At 73.1% G+C, this 13197-nt stretch carries 10 protein-coding genes; 3 read left to right on the top strand and 7 right to left on the bottom strand.

Features of this window, described 5'->3' with window-relative positions; all coding sequences use genetic code 11:
* Window positions 1-88: 88 nt before the first annotated feature.
* Window positions 89-667, bottom strand: a complete 579-nt coding sequence (locus tag ACFXOZ_RS32325; RefSeq protein ID WP_380528278.1) for a dienelactone hydrolase family protein — start codon at window positions 665-667, stop codon at window positions 89-91.
* Between the two features lie 228 nt (window positions 668-895).
* Here ACFXOZ_RS32325 and ACFXOZ_RS32320 point away from each other — a divergent pair, with 228 nt between their 5' ends.
* A complete protein-coding gene (locus tag ACFXOZ_RS32320; protein ID WP_380593563.1) occupies window positions 896-1525 on the top strand; it encodes a TetR family transcriptional regulator in 630 nt (209 codons plus the stop codon).
* A 13-nt stretch (window positions 1526-1538) separates the two neighbouring features.
* Here the strand turns inward: ACFXOZ_RS32320 and ACFXOZ_RS32315 are convergent, their stop codons facing one another.
* On the bottom strand, window positions 1539-2429 hold the full coding sequence (locus ACFXOZ_RS32315) for an ABC transporter permease (protein ID WP_380593562.1): 891 nt from the start codon (window positions 2427-2429) through the stop codon (window positions 1539-1541).
* The gene (locus ACFXOZ_RS32310) at window positions 2426-5302 is read right to left on the bottom strand and encodes an alpha/beta fold hydrolase (protein ID WP_380593561.1); all 2877 of its coding nucleotides are present in this window, start codon (window positions 5300-5302) and stop codon (window positions 2426-2428) included. Before ACFXOZ_RS32310 ends, ACFXOZ_RS32315 begins: the two co-directional genes overlap by 4 nt.
* 128 nt (window positions 5303-5430) lie before the next feature.
* On the opposite strand from ACFXOZ_RS32310, the gene ACFXOZ_RS32305 reads away from it, so the two are divergent.
* Window positions 5431-6450: a mechanosensitive ion channel family protein gene (locus ACFXOZ_RS32305; protein ID WP_380528270.1), complete on the top strand. Its 1020-nt coding sequence runs from the start codon at window positions 5431-5433 to the stop codon at window positions 6448-6450.
* Between the two features lie 103 nt (window positions 6451-6553).
* On the opposite strand, the gene ACFXOZ_RS32300 is transcribed toward ACFXOZ_RS32305, so the two are convergent.
* The 4 genes from ACFXOZ_RS32300 to ACFXOZ_RS32285 all read right to left on the bottom strand — a co-directional run bounded on the left by ACFXOZ_RS32300 (window position 6554) and on the right by ACFXOZ_RS32285 (window position 9335).
* The gene (locus ACFXOZ_RS32300) at window positions 6554-7021 is read right to left on the bottom strand and encodes a GNAT family N-acetyltransferase (RefSeq protein WP_380407565.1); all 468 of its coding nucleotides are present in this window, start codon (window positions 7019-7021) and stop codon (window positions 6554-6556) included.
* 1 nt (window position 7022) lies between these two features.
* Window positions 7023-7961, bottom strand: a complete 939-nt coding sequence (locus ACFXOZ_RS32295) for an RluA family pseudouridine synthase (RefSeq protein ID WP_375896158.1) — start codon at window positions 7959-7961, stop codon at window positions 7023-7025.
* A gap of 67 nt (window positions 7962-8028) precedes the next feature.
* The gene (gene lspA / locus ACFXOZ_RS32290) at window positions 8029-8721 is read right to left on the bottom strand and encodes a signal peptidase II (RefSeq protein ID WP_375896204.1); all 693 of its coding nucleotides are present in this window, start codon (window positions 8719-8721) and stop codon (window positions 8029-8031) included.
* A 146-nt stretch (window positions 8722-8867) separates the two neighbouring features.
* Window positions 8868-9335: a TraR/DksA family transcriptional regulator gene (locus tag ACFXOZ_RS32285; RefSeq protein ID WP_375896157.1), complete on the bottom strand. Its 468-nt coding sequence runs from the start codon at window positions 9333-9335 to the stop codon at window positions 8868-8870.
* A gap of 635 nt (window positions 9336-9970) precedes the next feature.
* Between ACFXOZ_RS32285 and ileS the strand changes: the two genes are divergently transcribed.
* On the top strand, window positions 9971-13099 hold the full coding sequence (gene ileS / locus ACFXOZ_RS32280; RefSeq protein WP_380593560.1) for an isoleucine--tRNA ligase: 3129 nt from the start codon (window positions 9971-9973) through the stop codon (window positions 13097-13099).
* The last annotated feature ends 98 nt before the right edge of the window (window positions 13100-13197 follow it).

Raw genomic sequence — 13197 nt, 5'->3', positions numbered from 1 at the left:
ACTCCGACCGCACCCGGACGGCCACCGGAGCACAGGCGCCGGACCACAGGCACCCGGACCACGGCCACCCGGCCCACCGCGACCGGCGCTACGCCTCCAGGTCCGCCAGGAAGTCCAGCGCCGCCGCCCAGGCCCGCTCGGCCGCCTCCGCGTCGTAGTCGTCCAGGTCCGGGTCGGTGAACTGGTGCCCGGCGCCCTGGTAGCGGTGCACCTCGACCTCCGCGCCCGCCCGCAGCATCCGCAGGTACCAGGCGTTCAGCCAGTCCTCCGGCTCGAACGGGTCCGGCTCCGCCATGTGCAGCTGGACGGGGACGGAGGTCACCGCGTCCTCGCGCAGGTCCGAGGTGCCGTGCAGGAGCAGCAGCCCGCGCGCCTTCTCGTCCGCCAGCGCCAGGTTCTGCGCGATCGCGCCGCCGAGCGCGATCCCGGCGTACACCAGTCCGCCCTCGGAGAGCGGGGCGGAGGCGACGACCGCGCGCCGGAGCAGCTCGTCGCCGCCGCCGATCTCCTCCTGGTACGCCTGGGAGGCCTCGTTGTCGTCGAAGGTGCGCCCTTCGAACAGGTCCGGCGTGTGCACGGTGTGCCCGGCGGCGCGCAGCCGGTCGGCGGCGGCCCGTACGGCCGGGCTCAGGCCGTGGGCGGAGTGGAAGAGGACGATCTGGGCCACGGTTCGGGTCCTTCGACGAACGAGTGCGGGGATACCCACCCATGATCCCGCACCCGGCGGCGAACCCCCCACCCCAGGCCCGTCGGCCCCGCCGGGTGCGGGGCGACCGACCCGGCCCGACGGGCCGGGAGGCACTCCCGGGGGCACCCGATCCTCGGGAGGAAGCTTTGCAACAACATTCCATCCCGATGGTATGTATGGGCTGTCGCGACGAGGGAGGGCAGTGGCATGGCACAGCAGGAACGGGCGCGCCGCACCAGGGAGAAGGTCCTGACGGCGGCAGCCGAGATCTTCGCCGCCCAGGGCTACGAGAGCACCACGCTGAACACCGTGGCCGACCGCATCGGCATGACCAAGGGCGCGCTCTATGGCCACTTCCCCTCGAAGGCCTCGCTGGCCCGGGCCCTGATCCAGGAGTCCCGGAGCACCTGGGCGAGCCTGCGGACCGAGTACGACACCCCGGGCACCGACCCCGCCGCGGCCCTCGAAGGCGTGATGGTCGCCCTGGCCGACCGGCTGCGCTCCGACCTGCGGCTGCGCGCCGCGCTCCGGCTCGCCGCGGACTGCCCGGACCTGGCGAACTCCCCCGACGACGTCCTCGCCGAGATGCACGTCTCGCTGACCGACCTGGTCCGCCGGGCCCAGCGCGACAGCGGCTTCCCCACCCACTGCGCGTCCCTGGTGGCCGAGTTGCTGCTGACCGTGATCCGCGGACTGCTGAACACCCGTACGGGGGGCGCCGAAGGAGGCGCGGACAGCACCCGCGCCCCGGGCGGGGACCCCCTGTGGCGCCTCCTCTTCGACGCCCTGTCCGGCACCCCGTCCCCCGTCGGCGGCCCCTGCCCCGCCCTCCCCTGACCCCGACGCCCCGCTACGACACCACGTCCTTGCGGGCGAACCCCCGGAACGCCAACGCCAGCAGCACCACCGCGTACGACAGGGACAACGACACCCCCTGCACCATGCCGCCCCACTCCAACTGCGGCTGGAGGGCGTCCGCCCAGGCGTACTGCCAGTGCGCCGGCAGCCACTCCCGCAGGTCGCCCAGGGCCGTGACGGCGTCCAGCACCCCGGTGATGATCGACAGGAACACCGCCCCGCCGACCGCCCCCAGCGGCGCGTCCGTCGCCGTCGACAGCCAGAACGCCAGCGCCGCGATCACCAGCTCGCTCAGGAACACGAACGCCACCGCGATCGCGATCCGGGGCAGCGCCTCCCCGGCCGGCAGGCTGGCCCCGGCGGGCAGCTTGAGGTCCCCCCACCCGTACGCCACCGTGCCCACGACCAGTCCGATCGCGGGCAGCATGACGATCGCGACCGCCGAGAACGCCAGCCCGACCGCGAACTTGCGCACCAGCAGCCGCGCCCGCGGCACCGGCGCCGCCAGCAGGTAGCGCAGCGAGGACCAGCTGGCCTCGGAGGCCACGGTGTCCCCGCAGAACAGCGCGACGGGGATCACCAGCATGAAGCCGGTGCCGACGAACAGCATGGTGACGGCGAAGTTGGCGCCCGAGGCGGTCGCCAGGTCGATGAAGGTGGTCCGGTCGGGGCGCCCAGGGGTGCCGCCGAGCTGGAACGCCGCCAGGATGACGAACGGCATCGCCGCCAGCACCCCGCCGATCACCATCGTGCGGCGCCGCCGCAGCTGCCGCACCGCCTCGACCCGCAGCGGCAGGGTCCGGCTCGCCCGGTACCCCGGCGCGTGGTCCGTCGCGGCGGCACCGTCCCCGGACGGGACCCGATCCCTCGTACCGGCGCTCACGCCGCACCTCCGATCAACGACAGGAACGCGTCCTCCAGGCGCCGCTGCGGTCCGGCGCTCTCCACCGGGACCCCCAGCCGCACCAGCTCCGCCAGCAGCTCGCTCGCCGCGAGTCCGTCCAGCCGGACCAGCAGCCCGCCGTCGACGGCCTCCACCGAGCCGACCCCGGCCAGTGCGCCGGCCTTCTCGACCACCGACTCCGGGTCGAAGCCCGCGGCCACGCCGATCATCAGCAGCTCGCCCGCGCCGACGATCTCGCCGACCGGCCCGGCCGTGACCAGCCGCCCGCGGTCCATCACCACCAGGTCGGTGCAGCTCTGCTCGACCTCGGCCAGCAGGTGGCTGGACACGATGACGGTCCGGCCGGCGGCCGCGTACCGGATCATCACCTCGCGCATCTCGCGGATCTGCGGCGGGTCCAGCCCGTTGGTCGGCTCGTCCAGGATCAGCAGGTCCGGCATCCCGAGCATCGCCTGCGCGATGGCGAGCCGCTGGCGCATGCCCTGGGAGTACGTCCGCACCGCGCGGTCCAGCGCCTCGCCGAGCCCGGCGATGGCCAGCGCCTCGTCGAAGCGGGCGTCGGCCTCCGGGCGACCGGTGGCCTGCCAGTACAGCCGCAGGTTGGCCCGCCCGGTGAGGTGCGGGAGGAAGCCGGCGCCCTCCACGAAGGCGCCGACCCGCGAGAGCACCGGCGCCCCGGGGCGGATCAGGTGCCCGAAGACCCGGATCTCCCCGGCGTCGGGCCGGATCAGTCCCATCAGCATGCGCAGCGTGGTGGTCTTGCCGGCCCCGTTCGGGCCGAGCAGGCCGAGCACCTGGCCCCGCTCCACCCGGAAGCCCAACTCCCTTACCGCGTAACGGTCCTGGGAGCCCTTGTAGCGCTTGCTCAGTCCACTGATGCGCAGCGGCACCCCGGCCAGCTCCGGATCGAACTCCGGCCCCGACGGCCCCGACGACCCCGACCGCCCCGACGACCCACCGGCCACCGTGCGCCGACGCCGCCGCACCAGCGGCAGCAGCACCAGCCCGGCGGCCACCACCACGGCGGCCACCGGCAGCATCCAGGTCCGCGCGGGCAGCGGCGCCGCCTCGGTGACCAGCTCCTCGACGGTCGGCGCGGCGAGCGCCCCGGCCACCGCCACCCGGTAGGTGGCCGGCTCGGTCGGCGAGGCGTACGCCAGGTCGGTGGACGCCAGCACCAGCCGCAGCCGGTGCCCGGCCGGGAAGTCGTGGTCCACCGCGGGCAACTGGACGGTCACCGTCCTCCCGCCGTCCGCGTCCGCGCCGGTCACCCGCAGCGGGGCCGCCAACTGCTGCGGCAGCACCGCCTTGCCGTCCGGCCCGACGTCGTACAGCTTGGCGAACAGCACCGCGTCCGGCCGGTCGGCCTTCACCCGCACCGGTACGGTCGGCTGCCCGGTCAGGTGCAGCGACTTCTCCAGCGGCGCGGATTCGAAGGCGGCGTTCTGCCCGGGGAAGTCGAGCGAGAGCCCGGCCCCGAGCGAGGCCGCCTGGCTCAGCGCGCCGATCCCCGGCAGGGTCGAGATCCCCGGCGGCGCCCCGCCGGGCGGATTGGCGACGGGCTTCTCCCCGCCGGTCAGCTCGACGGACCGGGTGCCCGTCCCGCCGAGCCCGGGGTACCGGTCGGCGTCGGCGCCGCGCAGCACGGCCTGGAAGCCGGTCGAGTCGACGCCGCCGGTCCTGGTCACCCGGAACTGCGGCCCGGTGTCGTTGCCGCGCCCCTTCAGGTAGTGGTCGAACCAGGCGGTGACCCGGTCGTCCACCCGGGCGCTGGTGTCCGTCCCGCCGTCGTGCCCGCCCGCGAACCAGTCCACCGAGACGGGCGCGCCGTTGGCCGCGACCGCCCGGGCGATCCGGTCGCCCTGGTCGAGCGGGAACAGCGAGTCCTGCTGGCCCTGTACCACCAGGGTGGGGGCCTTGAGCTGCGCCGCCACCGAGGACGGGCTGGACCTGTCCAGCAGCGCGACGGCCTCCGGGTCGGCGTGCCCGGCGGTCGCCACCCGGTCGTACATCTGGCAGAGCGCGTCCAGGAACCGCCCGCAGCCGACCTGCCCGTCCGCCGCCGCGTCCGCCGCAGCCCCGCTCCCGCTCCCGGCGGTGCCCGCGTTCCCGGCCCCGCTCCCGGCAGTGGCCCCACTGCGCGGCGCACCGCCCGAGGGCCCGAGGTCCCCGGCCGAGCCGGTGGTGAAGAAGATCCCGGCCCACAGCTTCTTGAACACGCCGTCCGCCGCACCCGAGCCCTGCACCCCCTGGGGGAACAGCGCGTCGGCCAGGTTCCACCAGGTGATCTGGGTGGCCACCGCGTCGATCCGGTGGTCGTAGGCCGAGGCCAGCAGCGAGATCGCCCCGCCGTACGAGGCCCCGGTGATCCCGACCCGGGGGTCGCCGGGCCCGTCCAGCTGCACCTCGGGCCGCTGGGCGAGCCAGTCCACCAGGTGCTTGACGTCCTCGACCTCCCGGTCGGGCGCGTTCAGCCCGATCTTCCCGCCGGAGTGCCCGAAGCCGCGCGCGGACCAGGTCAGCACCGCGTAGCCCTGCCGGGCCAGCTGCTGGGCGCGGTCCCGTTCGCCCTCCTTGGAGCCGCCGAAGCCGTGCGCGAGCAGGACGGCGGGGCGCGGGGAGGTGCCGGTGGTGAAGAAGGAGGTGTCCACCTGGACCTGCTGGGTGCTGCCGGGCGTCTCCGGCATGCTGAGGAAACGATCCTCTTGACGGACCGACTGCTCGCCGCCGGACGCCACCGCCGCCGTGCCCACCCCGGTGACCGCCACCAGGGCCACCGCCCCGGCGAGCAGCTTGCGCCGCACCGACGTTCCCCGTCCGCGCCATCGACGCCATGCCCCACCGAGCTCCATGGGGGCTGATCGTATCCGCCGCCGGGGTAGGCGTCCGATAAAGCCGCCACCCCTTTTCGTCCGGTTCCGCCCGTTGAAGGCCGGTATCGTACGGCTCACCCGCCTCTCCCCCACCGAGAAGGTCCCCCGTGCTCTGGCCGCTGATCACCCTGCTCGCCACCGTCGCCGCCACCCTCGCGGTGGGCTGGACCGTCGACCAGGCCCTCCAGCGGATCAGCGCCGGCCACCCGGAGGCCCCGGTCTGGGCACTGCTCCGCCGCTGCCGGATCCCGCTCCAACTCGCCGTCGTCTCAGCCCTGTTGCTCGCCGCCAACCCGCTGAAACGGACCTTCCACCTGACCGAGGACGAGGGCGCCCACCACCTGCTCCTGCTGCTCCTGATGGCCTCCCTCGGCTGGCTCACCGTCCGCGTGGCGGCCGCCGTCCTGGAGGCGCTGCTCCGCCGGTACGAGTCGGTCTCCGACGACCCGGCCCGGGTGCAGCGGGTGCGCACCCAGGTCGGCATGCTGCGCCGGGTGGTCAGCGCGGTGATCGTCGTGGTCACCCTCGCCGTGATGCTGCTGACCTTCTCCGCGATGCGCACCGTCGGCGCCAGCCTGCTCGCCTCGGCCGGCCTGATCGGCATCGTGGCCGGCATCGCCGCCCAGAGCACCCTGGGCAACTTCTTCGCCGGCCTGCAGATCGCCTTCGGCGACACCGTCCGGATCGGCGACACCGTGGTGGTGGACGGCCAGCAGGGCACCGTCGAGGAGATCACCCTCTCCTACCTGGTGGTCCGGCTCTGGGACTACCGCCGACTGGTCGTCCCGGTCTCCTACTTCGTCAACAGGCCCTTCGAGAACTGGACCCGCCGCGACCCCGGCCTGCTCGCCGCCGTCCTGCTCCACCTCGACCACACCACCCGGGTCGACGAGCTCCGCACCACCCTGCACACCCTGCTGGAGCGGCACCCCCGCTGGGACGGCGAGGAGTGGGCCCTCGACGTCACCGACACCACCCCCAGCACCATCCTCGTCCGCGCCACCATGACCGCCCGCACCCCCGACGACGCCGCCCGACTCCGCTTCGACATCCGCGAGCAACTCATCGCCCACCTGCGTGACGAACACCCCCACGCCCTCCCCCGCCTGCGCACCACCCCCGACTGACCCGCGCGCCCGCCCCCACCCGCACGAAAGATCCCCGCGCCCCGAAGAGGGGGCGCGGGGATCTGCGCGAACCGCCGCCAGGGCGCGTCTGCACCAACGCCTTCTAGATCACCTTCGTCATGGTCCGGTGCGGGATCCCGGCGTCCTCGTACACCGGCCCCTCCGCCGCGTACCCCAGCCGCTCGTAGAACCCGAGCGCCTGCACCTGCGCGTGCAGCTCGACCTCGACGGCCCCGCGCTCGCGCCCGGCCGCCTCGATCGCCCGGACGAGGTCCGCCCCGAGCCCCGTCCCCCGGGCCGCCGCCACCACCGCGAGCCGCCCGAGCAGCACCCGGCCCTCGACACCCCCGGTCAGCTCCAGCGCCTCGTCACCGAAGATCAGCCGCCCGGTCCCGAGCCCGGCCCCGTCCGCGCCCACGGCCAGCACGTGCACCGAGGTCGCGTCGTACGCGTCGTACTCCAGCTCCTCCGGCACGTTCTGCTCGACCACGAACACCTCGCGCCGGATGGCCCGGACCAGCTCCAGGTCCGCCTCGCCCTCGGCGACCCGGACCCGCACCGAGACGGTCATCTCAGCTCTCCGCCGCGATGATGTCCAGCGCCTTCTGCAGGTCGGCCGGGTACTCGCTGCTGAACTCGACCCACTGCCCGTCCGACGGGTGCTCGAAGCCGAGCGAGACGGCGTGCAGCCACTGCCGGGTCAGCCCCAGCCGCTTGGCCAGCGTCGGGTCGGCGCCGTACGTCAGGTCGCCGACGCAGGGGTGGCGCAGCGCCGACATGTGGACGCGGATCTGGTGGGTGCGGCCGGTCTCCAGCTTGATCGCCATCAGGGAGGCCGCCCGGTACGCCTCGATCAGGTCGTAGTGGGTGACGGACGGCTTGCCGTCGCGGGTCACCGCCCACTTCCAGTCCGAGCTGGGGTGGCGCCCGATCGGCGCGTCGACGGTGCCGCTCAGCGGGTCCGGGTGGCCCTGGACCAGCGTGTGGTAGCGCTTGTCGGTGATCCGGTCGTGGAACTGCCGCTTGAGGTCGGTGTAGGCCCGCTCGGACTTGGCGACGACCATCAGGCCCGAGGTGCCGACGTCCAGCCGGTGCACGATGCCCTGGCGCTCGGCGGCGCCGGAGGTGGAGATCCGGTAGCCGGCCGCGGCGAGTCCGCCGATGACGGTGGGGCCGGTCCAGCCGGGGCTCGGGTGCGCGGCGACGCCGACCGGCTTGTCGATCAGCACGATGTCGTCGTCGTCGTGGACGATCCGCATGCCCTCGACCGCCTCGGCCACGATCTGCACCGGGGCGGCGGGCGCGGGGATCTCGACCTCCAGCCAGGAACCGGCGGTCACCCGGTCCGACTTGCCGGCCACGGCGCCGTCGAGCGTCACCTTGCCGTCGGCGGCCAGTTCGGCGGCCTTGGTCCGGGAGAAGCCGAACATCCGGGCGAGGGCGGCGTCGAGGCGCTCGCCCTCCAGGCCGTCGGGAACGGGGAGGCTGCGGATCTGCGCTGCGGTACTCACCCGTACGAGTATGCCGGAAACCCGCCGCGCCCCTTCCCCCTCGCTGCTCCGGCCGGCGGCCTGAGGGCTACTTCCCGCTCTTCTCCGGCTGCTGGTGGACGGTCCCGTCCGGGTTGCTGCCGCGGAAGGAGAGCAGCACCACGAGGATGCCGCCGCAGACGATCGCCGAGTCGGCGAGGTTGAAGACCGCGAAGTGCTGGACCGAGATGAAGTCCACGACGTGGCCGCGGAAGACGCCCGGCGCGCGGAACAGCCGGTCGGTGAGGTTGCCGAGCGCGCCGCCGAGCAGCATCCCGAGCGCGATCGCCCACGGGAGGCTGTACAGCCGGCGGGCGATCCGCCAGATCACCACGATGACGGCGGAGGCGATCATGGTGAAGACCACGGTCAGCGCCTGGCCCATGCCGAAGGCGGCGCCGGAGTTGCGGATCACCTGGAGGGTGACGACGTCGCCGATCACCTTGATCCCCGCGTGGTTCTCCAGCTTGGCGACGACCAGCAGCTTGCTGGCCAGGTCGATCAGGAACGCCAGGACGGCGACGACCAGCAGCACCCCGACCCGGCGCGGGCCCTTGGGCTTCTCCACCGCCGTGGCACCGGCGGCGACCGCACCGTCCGCCGCGGGGACGGACTCGTCGCCCGCGGGAGCCGCCCCGCCGTCCGCGGGCCCGGTGGACTCGGCCACGGCCACCTCCACGCCATCGGCGGGGTTCGGGACGGCGTCGTCCCGGGTCTGGGGGGAACCTTGCGTACTGATGATCCGCTCCGCTGCCGATGTGAGCCGATGAGGGCCTGAACGCGTCCGTACCGACGGGTCAGGCGAGGTTACGGGGTCGAGCGTACGGCAAGCCCGACCCCCCGCGTCGCCCCGGTCGCCCGGCCCGCCGGTCCGGTCGGCGGGCTTCCTCAGCGGCGTTCCTGCTTGGCCTTGCACTGCACGCAGAGCGTCGCCCGGGGGAAGGCCTGCATCCGGGCCTTGCCGATGGCCTGCCCGCAGGACTCGCAGGTGCCGAAGCCGACGCCCTCCAGCCGCTCCAGCGCGCGCTCGGTCTGGGCGAGGCTGTCCCGCGCGTTGTTGGCGAGCGCCAGCTCGCTCTCCCGCGAGATGTTCTTCGTACCGGCGTCCACCTGGTCGTCGCCGGCTCCGTCGTTGGAGTCGCGCATCAGCCCGGAGATCGCCGCCTCGGCGGCGTCGATCTCGCCGCGCAGCCGCTCCAGGTCGCTGATCAGCTCGTCGTGCAGCTCGTGGACCTCCTCGGAGGTCCAGGGGTCCTCGCCCGGCCGGACGGGCAGCGTGGCCGGGTCGACCGACTCCGCGCCGCGCGGCACGGTGACGGTGTCGGTGCTGGTCTTCTGAGGTGCGGTAGTGGTCACGGTCCCCTCCCCTGGATCGGCCGCCACGGCCTTGCGTGCCCGCTTGGTGGCGGTACCCGCGCCGGTTGCCTTCTCAGCCATGGCTTCGACCCCATCTACGAACGAACCGAGCCGCCGGTTCCCGGCGGCCTCCAGTGCCGGAACGATAATCCCGATCAAAACCGGTCACAACATGACATACCGGCGCCTCAGGATGATCCCACCCAGGCAGCCGCCCCAGCCGCCACGCCCCGCGCGCTGACAGACTTGTGCCCACCCCACCCCCGCCTAACCGCCCCCGCCGACCGGCCCGGACGGGCCCCCGCAACCCACTCCCCCGAATCCCTTTGGACAAACCGTCTCACCCGGCCGATACACTGGCCCTGCAAGGCGCAGATGGGACGAGTACCGACGTACGCAGCCACCAGCGACCCGGGGACGGTGCGAGCCCGGGGGTGTGCACGGCGGGAAGATCACCCCGGAGCCGCCGGAAGAACGGCCGCCACCACGGCGGCCCACTAGACCCGGCAGCAACCCAAACAAGAGGGCCGCACCGCACCACCGCGGCCAAGGAGGGTGGTACCGCGGGTCGGCGAAGGCCGTCTCGTCCCTCCGGAGGATTCAGTCCCAGCATCCGCCGGAGGTAGACACCCGCGATGAACACCTACAACCCCGTCCCCGCCCAGGTCGATCTCCCCGCCCTCGAACACCGGATCCTCTCGTTCTGGCAGGACAACAAGGTCTTCCAGCGCAGCCTGGAGCAGTCCGAGGGCCGCCCCGAGTGGGTGTTCTACGAGGGTCCGCCGACCGCCAACGGCATGCCCGGGGCCCACCACATCGAGGCCCGCGTCTTCAAGGACGTCTTCCCCCGGTACCGGACCATGAAGGGCTACCACGTCGCCCGCAAGGCCGGCTGGGACTGCCACGGCCTCCCGGTCGAGCTGGCCGTCGAGAAGGAGCTCGGCTTCTCCGGCAAGCAGGACATCGAGGCTTACGGCATCGCCGAGTTCAACGCCAAGTGCCGCGACTCGGTGACCCGCCACACCGACGCCTTCGCCGAGCTGACCACCCGCATGGGGTACTGGGTCGACCTCGACGAGGCCTACCGGACGATGGACCCCTCCTACGTCCAGTCCGTCTGGTGGTCGCTCCAGCAGATCTTCGACAAGGGCCTGCTGGTCCAGGACCACCGGGTCGCCCCCTGGTGCCCGCGCTGCGGCACCGGCCTGTCCGACCACGAGCTGGCCCAGGGCTACGAGACCGTGGTCGACCCCTCGGTGTTTGTCCGCTTCCCGCTGACCAGCGGCCCGCTGGCCGGCCGGGCCGCTCTGCTGGTCTGGACCACCACCCCGTGGACCCTGGTCTCCAACACCGCCGCCGCCGTCCACCCGGAGGTCACCTACGTGGTGGCCACCGACGGCACCGAGCAGCTGGTCGTCGCCGAGCCGCTGCTCGCCAAGGCCCTCGGCGAGGGCTGGGAGGCCACCGGCGAGTCCTTCACCGGTGCCGAGATGGAGCGCTGGGCCTACCGCCGCCCCTTCGACCTGGTCGAGATCGAGGACGCCCACTACGTCCTCAACGCCGACTACGTCACCACCGAGGACGGCACCGGCATCGTCCACCAGTCCCCCGCCTTCGGCGCGGACGACCTCGCGACCTGCCGCAAGTACGGCCTGCCGGTGGTCAACCCGGTGCTGGCCGACGGCACCTTCTCCCCCGAGGTCCCGCTGGTCGGCGGCCAGTTCTTCAAGAAGGCCGACGAGGCCCTGGTCGCGGACCTCAAGGAGCGCGGCCTGCTCTTCCGCCACCTGCCGTACGAGCACAGCTACCCGCACTGCTGGCGCTGCCACACCGCACTGCTCTACTACGCGCAGCCGTCCTGGTACATCCGGACCACCGCCGTCAAGGACGCGCTGATCCGCGAGAACGAGGCCACCAACTGGTTCCCGGAGACGGTCAAGCACGGCCGCTTCGGCGACTGGCTGAACAACAACATCGACTGGGCGCTCAGCCGCAACCGCTACTGGGGCACCCCGCTGCCGATCTGGCGCTGCGAGGAGAACCACCTCACCTGCGTCGGCTCGCTGGCCGAACTGTCCGAGCTCACCGGCACCGACCAGAGCGGCCTCGACCCGCACCGCCCGTACATCGACGCGGTCACCTTCGCCTGCCGCGACTGCGGCGGCACCGCCACCCGCGTGCCCGAGGTCATCGACGCCTGGTACGACTCGGGCTCGATGCCCTTCGCCCAGTACGGCTACCCGTACCAGAACAAGGAGCTGTTCGAGAAGCGCTACCCGGCGCAGTTCATCTCCGAGGCGATCGACCAGACCCGCGGCTGGTTCTACACGCTGATGGCCGTCGGCACCCTGGTGTTCGACAGGAACAGCTACGAGAACGTCGTCTGCCTGGGCCACATCCTGGCCGAGGACGGCCGCAAGATGTCCAAGCACCTGGGCAACATCCTGCAGCCGATCCCGCTGATGGACCAGCACGGCGCCGACGCGGTCCGCTGGTTCATGGCGGCCGGCGGCTCGCCCTGGTCGGCCCGCCGGGTCGGCCACGGCACCATCCAGGAGGTGGTCCGCAAGACCCTCCTCACCTACTGGAACACCGTCGCCTTCCAGGCCCTGTACGCCCGCACCTCGAACTGGGCGCCGTCCGCGGCCGACCCGGCCCCGGCCGACCGCCCGCAGCTGGACCGCTGGGTGCTCTCCGAGCTGAACACCCTGGTCCGCGAGGTCGACGCGGCCTTCGAGGCGTACGACACCCAGCGCGCCGGCAAGCTGCTCTCCAGCTTCGTCGACGACCTCTCCAACTGGTACGTCCGCCGCGGCCGCCGCCGCTTCTGGCAGGGCGACGCCGCCGCGCTCGCCACCCTGCACGAGGCGCTGGAGACCGTCACCCGCCTGATGGCCCCGCTCACCCCGTTCATCACCGAGCAGGTCTGGCAGGACCTCGTCGTCCCCACCGACCCCCAGGCCCCGGCCTCCGTCCACCTGGCCACCTGGCCCGAGGCCGACGAGACCCTGATCGACGCCGACCTCTCCCGCCACATGGCCCTGGTCCGCCGCCTGGTCGAACTCGGCCGGGCCACCCGCGCCGAGTCCGGCGTGAAGACCCGTCAGCCGCTCTCCCGCGCGCTGATCGCCGCCCAGGGCTGGGAGGAGCTGCCCGCCGACCTGCGCGCGCAGATCGCCGAGGAGCTCAACGTCGCCACCCTCGAATCCCTCGCCGAGGTCGGCAGCTCGCTCGTCGACACCACCGCCAAGGCCAACTTCCGCGCCCTCGGCAAGCGTTTCGGCAAGGGCGTGCAGGACGTCGCCAAGGCGGTCGCCGCCACCGACGCCGCCCGCCTCGCCGCCGAACTGCGCGCCACCGGCGAGACCGGCGTCGACCTGAACGGTGAACCGATCACCCTCTCCCCCGACGAGGTCATCATCACCGAAACCCCCCGCGAGGGCTGGGCCGTCGCCAACGAGTCCGGCGCCACCGTCGCCCTCGACCTGGCCATCACCCCCGAACTCAAGCGCCTCGGCATCGCCCGCGACGCCATCCGCCAGATCCAGGAGGCCCGCAAGAACTCCGGCCTGGACGTCGCCGACCGCATCGTCCTCCGCTGGCGCGCCACCTCCGAGGAGACCGCCGAGGCCATCGCCGAACACGGCCCCCTCGTCGCCGAAGAGGTCCTCGCCACCGACTTCGCCGCCGGCGCAGCCGACTGGACCTCCGACACCTTCACCGACGACTCCCTCGGCCTCGCCTTCCAACTCCGCAAGGCCTGACCACCCACCGAAGCCGCCGCCACCCCACCCGGGCCGCGGCGGCTTCGCCATACCCCCACCCACCCCACCCCCCTACGGGCGCGCGGGCAACGCACGCG

The organism is Kitasatospora sp. NPDC059160 (genome assembly GCF_042755465.1).
Taxonomy (GTDB): Bacteria; Actinomycetota; Actinomycetes; order Streptomycetales; family Streptomycetaceae; genus Kitasatospora.
This window is presented reverse-complemented; position numbering and strand designations above follow the sequence as displayed.

Excerpts from the sequence above, each read along its gene's own strand:
- ileS (WP_380593560.1), top strand. The coding sequence starts at position 9,971 with ATGAACACCTACAACCCCGTCCCCGCCCAGGTCGATCTCCCCGCCCTC.
- ACFXOZ_RS32310 (WP_380593561.1), bottom strand. The coding sequence starts at position 5,302 with ATGGAGCTCGGTGGGGCATGGCGTCGATGGCGCGGACGGGGAACGTCG.
- ACFXOZ_RS32320 (WP_380593563.1), top strand. The coding sequence starts at position 896 with ATGGCACAGCAGGAACGGGCGCGCCGCACCAGGGAGAAGGTCCTGACG.
- ACFXOZ_RS32300 (WP_380407565.1), bottom strand. The coding sequence starts at position 7,021 with ATGACCGTCTCGGTGCGGGTCCGGGTCGCCGAGGGCGAGGCGGACCTG.